The organism is Pseudarthrobacter equi (assembly GCF_900105535.1).
Classification (GTDB): domain Bacteria; phylum Actinomycetota; class Actinomycetes; order Actinomycetales; family Micrococcaceae; genus Arthrobacter; species Arthrobacter equi.
The window spans coordinates 2,204,080-2,219,042 of sequence record NZ_LT629779.1; the positions used below are offsets into that span (position 1 = coordinate 2,204,080).

Genomic DNA, 14,963 nt, shown 5'->3' on the forward strand with positions numbered 1-14,963 from the left:
GGATCACCGGCCAAAAAATGGCAGAATGTAAGCAGTATCCACCCTGAGGAGATTTTCCATGAGCAAAGCACCTGCGTCCGTTTCCAAGTCCGGCACCCGCCAGGTAGCCCCGGGCGCCATTGACCACAGCCAGGAGCTGGGCCACGGCAACAGCCCCGCCGCATGGACCTGCGTCATCGTCATGCTCGTCGGTGCACTCATCATGTCCATCGCCTTCGTCATCGCCAACACCCCCATCTTCATTGCGGGCGGTGTGGTCATGGTGGTGGGCCTGCTCCTCGGTTACGTCATGCGCAAGGCAGGTTACGGCGTCGAGGGCAGCAAGCTCAAGAACTCCGGCCACTGATGGCAACTGTTCTCGACGACATCAACGCCGGTGTCCGGGAGGATATGGAGGCCAGAAAGCGGCTCGTTTCCCTGGCTGAACTAAAGGACCTCGGGCAGGCTGCCGCGCCCGCCCGTGACGCCTGGGCGGCACTGGGCGGACCCTCACCGTCGCGCCACCAGCTCAAGGTCATCGCCGAAATCAAGCGGCGGAGCCCCTCCAAGGGGGACCTCGCCAGCATCGGCGATCCCGCCTCCCTCGCACGGCAGTACGCCGACGGTGGTGCCGCCGTCATCAGTGTCCTCACGGAACAGCGCCGCTTCAACGGCTCCCTTGCCGACCTCGATGCCGTCCGCGCCGCCGTCGACGTCCCGCTGCTGCGCAAGGACTTCACCCTGGATGAGTACCAGATCTGGGAAGCCCGGGCGCACGGTGCGGACCTGATCCTGCTGATCGTCGCTGCGCTGTCCGACGCCCAACTGGCCGACTTCAGCGCGCTCAGCCACGAGCTCGGCATGAACGTCCTCGTGGAAACGCACACGGAGGAGGAAATCGACCGTGCCGCCGCGGCGAACGCCCGCATCATCGGCGTCAACGTGCGCAACCTGAAGACGCTCGACGTCGACCGTTCCGTGTTCGCCTCCCTTGCGGGCAGGATTCCGGCCGGCGCAGTGGTGGTGGCCGAGTCCGGCGTCCGCGACGTGGACGACGTCACGCACTACGCCGCCAGCGGCGCCGACGCCATCCTGGTGGGCGAAGCCCTGGTCAGCCATTCCACGCCGCTGGAGCGCATTGCGGAGTTCACCGCCGCCGGTGCCGCCGCCATCGCGGCCCGGGGCTGACCGGCACACGACTGCCGGCAGCCCGCGCGGCTGCCCGCCGGTCCACTGGCGCGGTACAACTGTCCGGGCGGCCCAGCCCGGACCCATACTTTGATCGAACTACTGGAACAGGACGGGACTGATGGCCGACGCACCTTCAGGAAACGCTGACAACAAAGCCGCAGAAGCATTCCTGCAGGACGGCTCCCTCCGGCACGCCCCGGGGCCGTACTTCGGGTCCTTCGGCGGGCGCTGGATGCCTGAATCGCTCATCGCTGCCCTGGACGAGCTCGAGGAAACCTTCGACAAGGCCAGGAACGATCCTGATTTCCGGGCGCAGATCGCAGACCTGAACAAGAACTACTCCGGCCGGCCCTCACTGCTCACCGAAGCGAAGCGCTTCTCTGAGCACGCCGGGGGAGTCCGCGTCTTCCTCAAACGCGAGGACCTGAACCACACTGGTTCGCACAAGATCAACAACGTCCTGGGGCAGGCCCTGCTGGCCAAGCGGATGGGCAAGACCCGCATCATCGCCGAGACCGGCGCGGGGCAGCACGGCGTTGCCAGCGCGACGGCCGCAGCGCTGCTGGGACTCGAGTGCGTCGTTTACATGGGCGCCGAGGACTGCCGCCGCCAGGCGCTCAACGTGGCCCGCATGGAGCTGCTCGGCGCAACGGTCATCCCCGTCACCAGCGGCTCGCAGACCCTGAAGGACGCCATCAACGAGGCCCTCCGCGACTGGGTGGCCAACGTGGCAAACACCCACTACCTGCTGGGCACCGCTGCGGGCGCCCACCCGTTCCCGGCCATGGTCCGCTACTTCCACGAGGTCATCGGCGAGGAAGCCCGCGCCCAGATCCTGGAGCAGACGGGCCGCCTTCCGGACGCCGTCTGCGCCTGCATCGGCGGCGGTTCCAACGCCATCGGCATTTTCCATGGCTTCCTCGACGATCCGTCCGTCAGGATCTACGGCTTTGAAGCCGGCGGCGACGGCGTGGAAACCGGACGGCACGCCGCCACCATCACGCTCGGTAAGCCGGGCGTCCTGCACGGTGCCCGTTCCTACCTCATGCAGGACGACGACGGCCAGACCATCGAGTCCCACTCCATCTCCGCCGGACTGGACTACCCCGGCGTCGGACCGGAGCACTCCTACCTGTCCGACATTGGCCGGGTCAGCTACGAGCCCATCACCGACAGTGAGGCGATGGACGCGTTCCGCGTCCTGTGCCGCACCGAGGGCATCATCCCCGCCATCGAGTCCGCGCACGCCCTGGCCGGCGGCATCAAGGTGGGCCAGCGGCTCGCTGCCGAAGCGGCAGAAGCCGGCGAAACTGCCGCGGACAAGATCATCATCATCAACCTCTCCGGACGCGGCGACAAGGACGTGGCCACCGCGGCTGAGTGGTTCGACCTGTTGGACAAGGATTCCGCCGAATCGGAAATCGGCAAAGAAGGGGAGCAGCTGTGAGCACCGCACAGGCGGCCGATAAGGCACAGACCACCAGCAAGTCCGCGGCAGCCATCGACAAGGCCCGCGCCGAAGGCCGCGCCGCACTGATCGGCTACCTCCCCGCCGGGTTCCCCACCGTGGAGCAGACCATTGCCGCCGGCATCGCGCTGGCGGAGAACGGCGCGGACCTGATCGAGATCGGCATCCCGTACTCGGACCCCGTAATGGACGGCCAGGTCATCCAGGCCGCCACTACCGAGGCCCTGGCCAACGGCTTCCACGTCCGGCAGGTCTTCGACGTCGTGGAAGGCATCACCAGCAAGACCGATGCCGCCGTCCTGGTGATGACCTACTGGAACCCCGTGGTCCGGATGGGCGTGGACGAGTTCTCCCGTCGACTCGCCGAGGCCGGGGGAGCAGGGCTCATCACCCCGGACCTGATCCCGGACGAGGCCGCCGAATGGTTTGAAGCGTCCGACAAGTACGGCCTGGACCGGGTCTTCCTGGTTGCGCCGTCCTCCACCGCCGAGCGCATGCAGCGCACCGTCGACGCCAGCCGCGGCTTCGTCTACGCCGTATCCATCATGGGCGTCACCGGCGCGCGGACCTCCGTGAGCTCCGCCGCCAAGGACGTCGTGTCCGCGGCCCACGCCGCCGGCGCCGAGCGCGTCTGCGTGGGCCTGGGTGTCTCCACAGCCGACCAGGTCCGCGAGATCGCTGCGTACGCCGAAGGCGTCATCGTGGGCACCGCACTGGTGGCAGCCGTCCGCGACGGCGGTGTTGACGCCGTCGCGGCCCTCACCAAGGACCTGAGCACAGGCTTGGCGCGGGAAATCGGCCACGCCGGGGAAGAAGCCTAAGGGCATGCAGACCCTCCTCGCCGCCGCCGAGCTGGCGCCCACCCTGGTTCCCGCCAGCATCCCCAGCCCCGGCTGGTCCGGATTCGACATCCCCCTGCCGTGGGGTTCCCTCCGCATCCACGCCTACGCCCTGTGCATCCTGGCCGGCATCATCGCAGGCCTCTGGCTGACGTCCGTCCGCTGGGCGAAGCGCGGAGCTCCGGAAGGCAGCGTCTGGGACATCGTCATCTGGGCCATCCCGTTCGGCATCATCGGCGGCCGGCTCTACCACGTGTTCTCATCCCCGGACGCCTACTTCGGGCCTGGATTCGACGGCACCGGCGACCTGTCGCTGATTCCGCAGATCCAGCGCGGCGGACTGGGCATCTGGGGTGCCGTAGTTCTCGGCGTCATCGGTGCCTGGATCGGCTGCCGGCGCAGCGGCGTCAAGCTCTCCGCCTTCCTGGACGCCGCAGCACCGGGACTGCTTCTAGCGCAGGCCCTGGGCCGGTGGGGCAACTGGTTCAACCAGGAACTCTTCGGCGGTCCCACCACACTGCCCTGGGGCCTGCAGATTGACGCGGACAACCCGAACTTCCCCGCCGGCGTTCCGGCGGACACCCTGTTCCATCCCACATTCCTTTACGAATCACTGTGGAACATTGCCGGCGTCGTGATCCTGCTTGTCCTGGACCGCCGCTTCAATTTCCGCCGCAGCCGGCTCTTCTGGCTCTACGCCATGTACTACACGCTGGGGCGTGTGTGGATCGAAGCCATGCGCATTGACGACGCCGAGCAGGTTTCGCTGTTCGGGATCACCACGCGGCTGAACGTCTGGACCAGCATCCTTGTCTTCGTCGTGGCATTGGTGGCCTTCATCCTGCTGGGACTGAAGAAGCGTACGGAGCTGGACACGGTGTACCTTCCGGGCCGGAAGCCCGCAGACAAAGCGGTGGAAAAGCCCGCGGGCGCGGATGCGCCGGGAGACATCACACGCACGGATGAAGAGGTCCGTGATGCGGACTCTGTTGTCTCAGATAGTGAATCGCGTGATAATCTCCCTGATAACCAAAGCGGTTCCAGGCCTGCTTCCGTCCCCGCGGAGAAGGTCCAGGCAGCACCGGCCGGCGGCAAGCCGAGCACGGACGCAGCGGCTTCCGGACACTCCGGCAGCACAGCCACCGGAACGGCACCGGAAACCGGCAGCAGCAAGTAGGGCGCCGGCCAAGGCAGGGCAGCAGAGCCACCGCTCGAAGGGCCCGAAACCACAATGTCGTGGCATGGGGCCGAACTTGGACAGCATAGAGCTGCCGTCCGGTGAAGCCCTGGGCAGGGGCCTGCGTAACCGTTAGTTCAGCAGGCCGGGCTGACCTACAATTTCCAGTAAATAACACTTTGTTGTGCCCATCACAGTGGCGCCGACGAGTGGGGCCAACGGTGTCCCTTCCATACGCACGATCAGGAGGAAGGACGTCTCCCATGACCCAAACTCTTCACACTCCCAGCTGGTCCGAACCGGATCAGCCCGAGGCCGCCATGTCGCCGTTCAAGCGCTTCGCGGCCCTGCCGGAGGCCGCCGGGCTGTACAACCCGGAGCAGGAGAAGGACGCCTGCGGTCTTGCGATTATCGCCACCCTCCGCGGTGAACCCGGGTATGACATCGTCGACGCCGCGCTCACGGCGCTTCGCAACCTCGAGCACCGGGGCGCTGTCGGCGCCGACGAGGGCACCGGTGACGGCGCTGGCCTGCTGATGCAGATCCCGGACGAGTTCTTCCGGGCCGTCACCGAATTCGAGCTGCCGGCACCCGGCCAGTACGTCGCCGGCACCGCTTTCCTTCCGGCTGAACAGCGCGAGGCCGACGCCGCCAAGGCAGGTATCGAAGGCCTGGCCGCTGACGAGGGCCTCACCGTCCTCGGCTGGCGCGAAGTGCCGGTGGTCGCCGACCTCGTCGGAGCCATGGCCCGCGCCTGCATGCCGTACTTCTCCCAGCCGTTCTTCGCCTCCGCCACCGGCGAGACCCTGGAGCGCAACGAGCTCGATTCCCGTGCCTGGCGGATCCGCAAGCGCGCCCAGAACAAGTTCGGCGTCTACTTCCCGTCGCTGTCCTCCCGGACCATCGTCTACAAGGGCATGCTCACCACCGCCCAGCTGGAGCCGTTCTACCCGGACCTGTCGGACAAGCGCTTCAAGACCAAGCTGGCGATCGTCCACTCGCGGTTCTCCACGAACACGTTCCCGTCCTGGCCGCTCGCGCAGCCGTTCCGGACCATCGCCCATAACGGCGAGATCAACACCGTCAAGGGCAACCGCAACTGGATGCGCGCCCGGCAGTCACAGCTGGCCAACCCGCTGCTTGGTGACTCGCCGGAAGAGCTGTACCCCATCTGCACCCCCGGTGCCTCCGACTCCGCGTCTTTCGACGAGGTGGCCGAGCTGCTGTGGCTTTCGGGCCGCCCCATCACACACTCGATCATGATGATGATTCCTGAGGCCTGGGAAAACCACGCCACCATGGATCCGGCCCGCCGCGCGTTTTACGAGTACCACTCGCTGCTGATGGAGCCGTGGGACGGACCCGCCGCAGTGTCGTTCACGGACGGCAACCTGGTGGGTGCCACGCTGGACCGCAACGGCCTGCGCCCCGGGCGTTTCTGGATCACCGAAGACGGCCTGATCGTCTTCGCCTCCGAGGTGGGCGTCATCGACGTCGAGCCTTCCCGCGTGGTCAAGAAGGGCCGTGTGTCCCCGGGCAAGATGTTCCTGGTGGACACCGACGCCGGCCGCATCATTGACGACGAAGAGGTCAAGGCCGAGGTGGCCGCCGCCAACCCGTGGGCTGAGTGGGTCAAGGACAACCTGATTGACCTCAACGAACTGCCGGAGCGCGAGCACGTGGTGCACACGGCCGCGTCCGTGAACATCCGCCAGCGGACCTTCGGCTACACCACCGAGGAACTGAAGATCCTGCTGGGCCCGATGGCCCGCACCGGTGCCGAACCGCTCGGCGCCATGGGTTCCGACACCCCGGTTGCCGTGCTGTCCAAGCGCCCGCGCCTGCTGTTCGACTACTTCGTCCAGTCGTTCGCGCAGGTCACCAACCCGCCGCTGGACGCCATCCGCGAAGAACTGGTCACCTCGCTGACCTGTGCGATCGGCCCCAACGGCAACCTGCTGGACACCAAGCAGGTCCGCCAGCCCCAGGTCCAGCTGCCGTTCCCGGTGATCAACAACGACCAGCTCGCCAAGATCGCCAACATCGAAAGCCCCGACGGCGACCGCTTGTCCATGAAGGTCCGCGGCCTCTACCGCCCCGAAGGCGGCGAGAACGCGCTCCGCGCCCGCCTCACCGAAATCTGCGAGCAGGTTTCCGGTGCGATTAACCGCGGCGTGCAGTACATCGTGCTGTCCGACCGTGACTCCAACGCCCAGTGGGCGCCCATCCCGTCGCTGCTGCTGGTCAGCGCCGTGCACCACCACCTGCTGCGCAGCGCCAACCGCACCAAGACCGCCCTGGTGGTCGAGGCCGGCGACGTCCGCGAGACGCACCACGTTGCAGTCCTGATCGGCTACGGCGCCTCCGCCGTGAACCCGTACCTGGCCATGGAATCCGTGGAGCAGCTCATCGCGGCCGGCGACGTCACCGGCGTGACCCCGCAGGACGGCGTCTACAACCTGATCAAGGGACTCGGCAAGGGCGTCCTGAAGATCATGTCCAAGATGGGCATCTCCACCGTGGCCTCCTACACCGGTGCGCAGACGTTCGAGGCGCTCGGCCTGGGCCAGGACCTGGTGGACGAATTCTTCGCCGGAACCCACTCCCAGCTCGGCGGCGTCGGCCTGGACGTCATCGCAGCTGAGGTTTCCGCGCGGCACCAGATGGCCTACCCCGAGGGCGGCATCGAGCAGCCGCACCGCCCGCTGCTGGGCGGTGGCGAGTACCAGTGGCGCCGCGACGGCGAACCGCACCTGTTTAACCCGGAGACCGTCTTCCGGCTGCAGCACGCCACCCGCGAACGCCGCTACGACATTTTCAAGGCCTACACCAAGGGCGTGGACGACCAGTCCACCAACCTGATGACCCTGCGCGGCCTGCTCAAGTTCAAGGACGGGCGCCCCTCCGTTCCGCTCGAGGAAGTGGAGCCCGTCTCCAGCATCGTCAAGCGGTTCTCCACCGGAGCCATGAGCTACGGCTCCATCTCCAAGGAAGCGCACGAAACCCTGGCCATTGCCATGAACCGGCTGGGCGGCAAGTCCAACACCGGTGAAGGCGGCGAGGACGTGGACCGTCTGCTGGATCCGGAGCGCCGGTCCGCCGTCAAGCAGATCGCCTCCGGCCGGTTCGGCGTGACCAGCCTCTACCTGACCAACGCCGACGACATCCAGATCAAGATGGCCCAGGGTGCCAAGCCCGGCGAAGGCGGCCAGCTGATGGCCCAGAAGGTCTACCCATGGGTGGCCCGGACCCGCCACTCGACCCCCGGTGTGGGACTCATCTCGCCGCCCCCGCACCACGACATCTACTCGATCGAGGACCTCGCGCAGCTCATCTACGATGCGAAGCGCGCCAACCCCTCGGCCCGTGTGCACGTGAAGCTCGTCTCGGAAGTCGGGATCGGCACCGTGGCGTCAGGCGTGACCAAGGCGAAGGCCGACGTCGTACTCGTCTCCGGACACGACGGCGGCACCGGCGCCTCGCCGCTGAACTCGCTGAAGCACGCAGGTGTTCCGTGGGAGCTCGGCCTTGCCGAGACCCAGCAGACGCTGATGCTCAACGGGCTGCGCGACCGCGTGGTGGTGCAGGTGGACGGCCAGCTCAAGACCGGCCGCGACGTTGTCATCGCTGCACTGCTGGGCGGCGAGGAGTTCGGTTTCGCCACCGCTCCGCTGGTGGTGGAGGGCTGCATCATGATGCGCGTCTGCCACCTGGACACCTGCCCGGTGGGCGTTGCCACCCAGAACCCCGAACTGCGGGCCCGCTTCAGCGGCAAGCCCGAGTTCGTGGTCAACTTCTTCGAGTTCCTGGCGGAGGAAGTCCGCGAGATCCTGGCGGAGCTTGGTTTCCGCAGCCTTGAAGAGGCCATCGGCCACGCCGAGGTCCTGGACACCCGTGAAGCTGTTGACCACTGGAAAGCCGACGGGCTGGACCTGGATCCGATCCTGCACGGCCTCGAGTTCGACGACGACGCGCCGCTGCGCAACATGACCGGCCAGAACCACGAGCTGGACAAGCACTTTGACCAGCGACTGATCACCATGGCCACCGAAGCGCTCACGGACCGCAGCCCGGTGAAGATCACCGTGGACGTCATCAACACCGACCGCTCGGTGGGCACGATGCTGGGCCACACCGTCACCAAGGCGTTCGGAACCGATGTGCTGGCCACGGACACGATCGACATCACCCTGAACGGCACTGCCGGCCAGTCGCTGGGTGCCTTCCTGCCCGCAGGCATCACGCTGCGGCTCTACGGCGATTCCAATGACTACGTGGGCAAGGGCCTCTCCGGCGGCCGGATCATCGTCCGTCCGGACCGAACCAACGTGTTCAAGGCGGAGACCAACGTCATCGCCGGCAACGTCATCGGCTACGGTGCCACCAGTGGCGAGATGTTCCTGCGCGGCCAGGTGGGCGAACGCTTCCTGGTCCGCAACTCCGGTGCCACCGCCGTCGTCGAAGGCATTGGCGATCACGGCTGCGAGTACATGACCGGCGGCCAGACGCTGATCCTGGGCCGCACGGGACGTAACTTCGGTGCCGGCATGTCCGGTGGAACCGCGTACGTCCTGGACCTGCGGACCACCCGCGTCAACAAGCAGGCCCTCGAATCCGGTGAGCTGCAGCTGCGTGAACTGGACGCCGAGGACCGCGACATCGTCCACGGGCTGCTGGTGAAGCACATCGAGGAAACCGACTCGCAGCTGGCCGCGCGCCTGCTGGAGAACTTCGATGACACCGTTGCCCGCATAACCAAGGTGCTGCCGCGCGACTACGCGGCCGTGCTGCAAACCCGTCTTGACGCCATCGAAGAGGGCCTTGACCCCGACGGCGAAGAAGTTTGGTCTCGAATCCTGGAGGTTACCGGTGGCTGACCCACGCGGATTTCTGAAAGTACGCCAGCGTGAAACCCAGCCGCGCCGTCCCGTTCCCGTCCGCATCATGGACTGGAAAGAGGTCTACGAGGCCCAGGAGAAGGGCACGCTGAAGGCCCAGGCGGGCCGCTGCATGGACTGCGGCGTTCCGTTCTGCCACCAGGGCTGCCCGCTGGGCAACCTCATTCCTGAATGGAACGACCTCACGTGGCGGGACAAGGGCGAGGAAGCCATCGAGCGCCTGCACGCCACGAACAACTTCCCGGAATGGACCGGCCGGCTCTGCCCCGCCCCCTGTGAGGCGTCCTGCGTGCTGGGCATCAACCAGCCCGCGGTGACCATCAAGCAGGTTGAGGTCTCCATCATCGATGAGGCCTTCGACAACGGCTGGGTCAACCCGCTGCCGCCGCACCGGCTCACCGGCAAGACCGTGGCAGTCGTCGGCTCCGGCCCTGCCGGCCTCGCCGCTGCCCAGCAGCTCACCCGCGTGGGCCACACCGTTGCCGTCTACGAACGGGACGACAAGATCGGCGGCCTGCTGCGGTACGGCATCCCCGACTTCAAGATGGAAAAAGAGCAGGTGGACCGCCGGCTTGAGCAGATGAAGGCCGAGGGCACCCGATTCCGCACAGGTGTTGCTGTTGGTACCGACGTCACGTGGGAACAGCTGCGCCGCCGGTACGACGCCGTGGTCATCGCCACCGGCGCCACCGTGCCGCGCGACCTGCCCATCCCGGGCCGTGACCTGGACGGCGTGCACTTCGCCATGGATTACCTGGTTCCGGCCAACCGCGCAGTGGCGGGGGAGTCCATCGAGAACCAGATCCACGCGCAGGGCAAGCATGTGGTGATCCTGGGCGGCGGCGACACCGGTGCGGACTGCCTCGGCACCGCGCACCGCCACGGCGCTGCATCGGTGACCACGCTGGCCATCGGCAAGCAGCCGCCGGCCGAGCGTGCCGGCCACCAGCCGTGGCCCACGTTCCCCACCCTGTTCGAAGTTGCCAGCGCCCACGAAGAAGGCGGCGAGCGTACCTACCTTGCCTCCACCATCGGGTTCGTTGGAGAAAACGGCAAGCTGACCGGCGTCAAGGTTGCCGAAACCGAGTTTGTTGACGGCAAGCGGCTGCCCAAGGCAGGCACCGAGCGGGTCATCCCCGCGGACCTGGTGTTCCTGTCGCTGGGCTTCACCGGCGCAGAGCCTGCAAACATCACCGAACAGGTGAAGGCCGAATTCGACGGCCGCGGCAACGTGTCCCGCGACGGCTATTACATGACCAACACTGAGGGCGTCTTCGTTGCCGGCGACGCCGGCCGTGGCCAGTCCCTGATCGTCTGGGCGATCGCGGAAGGCCGCGCCGCCGCTGCGGCAGTGGACAAGTACCTGATGGGCAGCACCATCCTGCCGGCGCCTGTTGCGCCGACGGACCGCGCCATCGCCGTCCTCTAACCGCCGTCCTCCAGCGGTGCATGGAGGGTTCACCTCCTCGACAACTTAACCAATGCAAGTGACCAATAGGGTAGGTATATGAGACGCGCAAAAATTGTGGCGACATTCGGTCCGGCCATCGCCAGTTACGAGAACACCCTCGCGGTGCTGGAAGCCGGCGTTGACGTTGCCCGCATGAACATGAGCCACGGCGACTACACCGTGCATGACAACACCTATGAGAACGTCCGCAAGGCCGCTTCGGACCTGGGCAAACCGGTTGCCATCATGGCCGACCTGCAGGGTCCCAAAATCCGCCTGGGCCGTTTCGTTGACGGTCCGCACGCCCTGGCCGTTGGGGATGTCTTCACGATCACCACCGAGGACGTTCCCGGTACCAAGGACATCTGCTCCACGACGCTGAAGACCCTGACCGAAGACGTCAAGGTGGGCGACGCCCTGCTGATCGACGACGGCAAGGTGGCGCTTCGTGCCATCGAGGTCGACAACGTGAAGGTCGTTGCCGAGGTGACCGTGGGCGGCATGGTGTCCAACAACAAGGGCATCAACCTTCCCGGTGTGGCCGTCAACGTTCCCGCACTGAGCGAAAAGGATGAGGACGACCTCCGCTGGGCGCTGCGCCGCGGCGTGGACCTCGTTGCGCTCTCGTTCGTCCGGGACGCCTCCGACATCACCCGCGTGCACGAGATCATGGACGAAGAAGGCCGCCGGGCACCGGTGATCGCCAAGATCGAAAAGCCGCAGGCAGTGGACCAGCTGCCCGAGATCGTCGACGCGTTCGACGCGATCATGGTGGCCCGTGGCGACCTCGGCGTGGAACTTCCGCTGGAGGAAGTGCCGATCGTGCAGAAGCGTGCCATCGAACTGGCCCGCCGCTGGGCCAAGCCGGTCATCGTGGCCACACAGGTGCTCGAGTCCATGATCGACAACCCGCGGCCCACCCGCGCCGAAGCCTCCGACTGCGCCAACGCTGTGCTGGATGGTGCCGACGCCGTCATGCTGTCTGGTGAGACCAGCGTGGGCAAGTACCCGATCGAAACGGTCAAGACCATGGCGCGGATCATCGAATCCACTGAGGTCCACGGCCTGGAGCGCGTCCCCCCGCTGGGGACCAAGCCCAAGACCCGTGGCGGCGCCATCACCCGGGCCGCCGTCGAAATCGCCGACCAGCTGGACGCCAAGTACATCTGTGCGTTCACGCAGTCCGGTGACTCGGCCCGCCGCCTGTCCCGCCTGCGGCCGATCAAGCCGGTCTTCGCGTTCACGCCGGTGGAGCAGGTCTGGAACCAGCTGGCGCTCACCTGGGGTATCCAGCCGGTGCTGGTGCAGATGGTGGACCACACCGATGCCATGACCGCTCAGGTGGACCGCAGCCTCTCGGACATGGGGCTCGTTGAGGACGGCGACCTGGTGGTCATCGCAGCCGGTTCCCCTCCAGGAAAGGCGGGTTCGACGAACTCCCTGAAGGTGCACAAGGTGGGCGACCTCGCCGACTCCACACGTGCCGGGGAAGTCGCCAGCAACAAGGAAAAGCTCGGCCCCTGGCCGGAAAAGAAGAAGAAGGCCTAGTTCTTCTGAACGGAAAAGGACCCCTGCCGGCTGGCAGGGGTCCTTTTCGCGTTGGCGCGGCCCGTCGTCGTAATCGCTCCGGGCCAGGCCCGACTAGTTGACCTGGTTGATGATGGTCTCGGCGACCTCGCGCATGCTGAGGCGGCGGTCCATGGAAGTCTTCTGGATCCAGCGGAAAGCCTCGGGCTCGGTGAGGCCCATCTTGGTGGTCAGCAGGCTCTTGGCGCGTTCCACGAGCTTACGGGTGGCGAACTGCTCCTGCAGGTCCGAGACCTCGCTTTCGAGGGCCTTGATCTCCTCGTGGCGGGAGAGCGCGATCTCCAGGGCGGGGATGAGGTCCGCTGGCGTGAAGGGCTTCACGACGTAAGCCATGGCGCCGGCGTCGCGGGCGCGCTCAACCAGTTCCTTCTGGCTGAAGGCGGTCAGCAGCACGACGGGCGCGATGCGTGCCTTGACGATCTTCTCCGCAGCGGAAATTCCGTCCATGACGGGCATCTTCACGTCCATCAGGACCAGGTCCGGCTTGAGTTCCTCGGCCAGCTGCACGGCCTTTTCGCCGTTGTCCGCCTCGCCGATGACGTCGTAGCCTTCGCCGCGCAGGATCTCGATGATGTCGAGGCGGATGAGGGTTTCATCCTCAGCCACAATGACGCGGCGCGCCGGCTGGGATGTGGGCTTGGACTCCGTCTGTTCAGTCACGGGATCTCCTTGGAGGGGTACGGCGGGACATCACTATCTTAGGTGCCACCGCGGTTGTTACTTGGCCTGTATGGGTACAGTTGCGGCAACGGCGGCGCGATTCTGGACTTCAGCCTATCTGCATGTAGAGTAATTCCGCGTACGTGAAGCGATCGCGTTGCTCACAATCAGCTGTGGGCGTACCCGCTGGACTTCACGTATTCCGCGCCCGAGTGGCGGAATTGGCAGACGCGCCGCACTCAAAATGCGGTATCGAAAGGTGTGTGGGTTCGAGTCCCACCTCGGGCACGGCATACCCCCTCGTCAGAGGGGTTTTTGCTTTAACGTGTTGGCATGGCTTGTGGTGGCGTCCCTCTGGCGCTGGGTGCGCGGGCTTCGGCCTGGCCGCCGCGGCGGCCTATTCTGATGTGCGCGGTGGCGGAACCCTAAGAAACCGAACATGTTGAGGACGCCAAACGCGTAGCCGAATATTGGAAAATCCCTCGGCATGACTGTACGCACCGTCAATCCAACGACACACCCGACCGTTTTCGCAGAAGGGGGGGCTGTCCTTCGCGCAAGCTTCGATACTAACGCGGCTGATAAATCCTACCGAGTGGGCGCTACTGCCGTCTGCTCTACGGGAGACGCTTGGGAGCTCAACGTTGAGGATCAGGCCGAGCGGGATCAGGGCAAAGTACTCCCCGGAGACGAAGGCGTCGTCGTTCGAGAAGACTCCACTCAATAACTCGGCGAGGCGACCACACCTGTGGTGTCACAGGTCCTCGAGACGGCGGGCACGGTTCCGGGCAGCCGGGCGTGTCCCAAACAACGACACGGACGTCGTCCCGCAATCCTAAGAGCCCCCGAAAGCTCTTCGGCAGGTCGCGGAAACGGGAGACTTTTACTTAGAGCCTTAGTTCGTTCGAAGCACGAAGGTTGGAATTGCTGATCCCTTTGGTGGCGAGCAGGCCCGGCAAGGAACTTGTGTTCACGACGCCCAAGGGCGGCGCATCGTCCACAAGCTCTATTGGCATCACTACTGGGCGCCTGCCGTTCGTACCGCCCAGGTACAGGGCTGACGAAGAATCCAGGGATTCACGACCTGCGCCACACTCATGCGTCATGGCTGATCGCCAGTGGGTGCTGACGCCACTGAGCGTTCGGTGACAGCTTTCCAAAGGCTTTAGGTGAGCATTCTGTCAATGTCTGCAGAGTTGAACCACCATAGCGTTCGAGAGTCTTCGGTCATGTCGGTGAATCTCGCAGTGGGCATGAACCTGAGAAACCCGCACCATTTCCTGGGAGAAGCCGTGGACATCGAATTCTTTGGGCCCGCCGGAGCCGCGGCGCTGATGCGCTGCACGGAGTCTTGGCTGCGCGATGGCGCGGCCAGCGGACGCTTCCCCCACGCATGCTGGGGCAAGGGAAAAATCATTTTCACATCAGAACACATCCGGGAAATCGCCAAGCTCAGTGAGATCCTTCCCGACTCCGCCGGATTCCGTAAATCACTGGACGACCGCTGACGAAGCAGCGGCTCATAGGCACATGGTCAAAGGTACGACTCACCACAGCGAACTGACCTCCGCCTGACAGCCCGGTTCTGGCAAGTACTCCAGCATGTGGCGGGCACGACATGCACTCTTGCCGTTTGTAGGCGATGCCCGACGATAGCGTGGAAACCTTGCTAAGCAACACAGAAGGGCCGCTCACATCATTCGCTCCACCGCCC

The 14,963-nt window shown here is 65.7% G+C and carries 10 protein-coding genes and 1 tRNA gene; 10 read left to right on the top strand and 1 reads right to left on the bottom strand.

What is annotated here, in order from left to right; genetic code table 11:
* Positions 1-58: 58 nt before the first annotated feature.
* The 8 genes from BLT71_RS09935 (at position 59) to pyk (ending at position 12,550) form a co-directional block, all read left to right on the top strand.
* Positions 59-346 (top strand): HGxxPAAW family protein, encoded by a 288-nt coding sequence (locus BLT71_RS09935; RefSeq protein WP_015936888.1) that lies wholly within the window; start codon positions 59-61, stop codon positions 344-346.
* Positions 346-1,167 carry an indole-3-glycerol phosphate synthase TrpC gene (gene trpC / locus BLT71_RS09940; RefSeq protein WP_091719659.1) on the top strand — a complete coding sequence of 274 codons (822 nt, stop codon included), beginning with the start codon at positions 346-348 and terminating at the stop codon, positions 1,165-1,167. Before BLT71_RS09935 ends, trpC begins: the two co-directional genes overlap by 1 nt.
* Positions 1,168-1,288: 121 nt before the next feature.
* Positions 1,289-2,617, top strand: coding sequence for a tryptophan synthase subunit beta (gene trpB / locus BLT71_RS09945; RefSeq protein ID WP_091719661.1), 1,329 nt, complete (start codon positions 1,289-1,291; stop codon positions 2,615-2,617).
* The gene (trpA, locus tag BLT71_RS09950; protein ID WP_091719663.1) at positions 2,614-3,459 is read left to right on the top strand and encodes a tryptophan synthase subunit alpha; all 846 of its coding nucleotides are present in this window, start codon (positions 2,614-2,616) and stop codon (positions 3,457-3,459) included. The genes trpB and trpA overlap by 4 nt, the downstream gene beginning before the upstream one ends.
* 4 nt (positions 3,460-3,463) lie before the next feature.
* The gene (lgt, locus tag BLT71_RS09955; protein ID WP_091719665.1) at positions 3,464-4,654 is read left to right on the top strand and encodes a prolipoprotein diacylglyceryl transferase; all 1,191 of its coding nucleotides are present in this window, start codon (positions 3,464-3,466) and stop codon (positions 4,652-4,654) included.
* Positions 4,655-4,917: 263 nt separating this feature from the next.
* The gene (gene gltB, locus BLT71_RS09960) at positions 4,918-9,531 is read left to right on the top strand and encodes a glutamate synthase large subunit (protein ID WP_091719667.1); all 4,614 of its coding nucleotides are present in this window, start codon (positions 4,918-4,920) and stop codon (positions 9,529-9,531) included.
* On the top strand, positions 9,524-10,981 hold the full coding sequence (locus BLT71_RS09965) for a glutamate synthase subunit beta (protein ID WP_091719669.1): 1,458 nt from the start codon (positions 9,524-9,526) through the stop codon (positions 10,979-10,981). The genes gltB and BLT71_RS09965 overlap by 8 nt, the downstream gene beginning before the upstream one ends.
* Positions 10,982-11,059: 78 nt before the next feature.
* A complete protein-coding gene (pyk, locus tag BLT71_RS09970; protein ID WP_091719671.1) occupies positions 11,060-12,550 on the top strand; it encodes a pyruvate kinase in 1,491 nt (496 codons plus the stop codon).
* A 93-nt stretch (positions 12,551-12,643) separates the two neighbouring features.
* Here the strand turns inward: pyk and BLT71_RS09975 are convergent, their stop codons facing one another.
* Positions 12,644-13,249 carry an ANTAR domain-containing response regulator gene (locus tag BLT71_RS09975; protein ID WP_013600767.1) on the bottom strand — a complete coding sequence of 202 codons (606 nt, stop codon included), beginning with the start codon at positions 13,247-13,249 and terminating at the stop codon, positions 12,644-12,646.
* 206 nt (positions 13,250-13,455) lie between these two features.
* On the opposite strand from BLT71_RS09975, the gene BLT71_RS09980 reads away from it, so the two are divergent.
* A tRNA-Leu gene (locus BLT71_RS09980) sits at positions 13,456-13,537 on the top strand.
* A gap of 896 nt (positions 13,538-14,433) precedes the next feature.
* Positions 14,434-14,757, top strand: coding sequence for a hypothetical protein (locus BLT71_RS09985; protein WP_157693446.1), 324 nt, complete (start codon positions 14,434-14,436; stop codon positions 14,755-14,757).
* Positions 14,758-14,963 lie beyond the last annotated feature (206 nt).

Coding starts and splice junctions, on each gene's coding strand:
- BLT71_RS09935 (WP_015936888.1), top strand. CDS start 59: ATGAGCAAAGCACCTGCGTCCGTTTCCAAGTCCGGCACCCGCCAGGTA.
- trpC (WP_091719659.1), top strand. CDS start 346: ATGGCAACTGTTCTCGACGACATCAACGCCGGTGTCCGGGAGGATATG.
- trpB (WP_091719661.1), top strand. CDS start 1,289: ATGGCCGACGCACCTTCAGGAAACGCTGACAACAAAGCCGCAGAAGCA.
- lgt (WP_091719665.1), top strand. CDS start 3,464: ATGCAGACCCTCCTCGCCGCCGCCGAGCTGGCGCCCACCCTGGTTCCC.
- gltB (WP_091719667.1), top strand. CDS start 4,918: ATGACCCAAACTCTTCACACTCCCAGCTGGTCCGAACCGGATCAGCCC.
- pyk (WP_091719671.1), top strand. CDS start 11,060: ATGAGACGCGCAAAAATTGTGGCGACATTCGGTCCGGCCATCGCCAGT.
- BLT71_RS09985 (WP_157693446.1), top strand. CDS start 14,434: ATGTCTGCAGAGTTGAACCACCATAGCGTTCGAGAGTCTTCGGTCATG.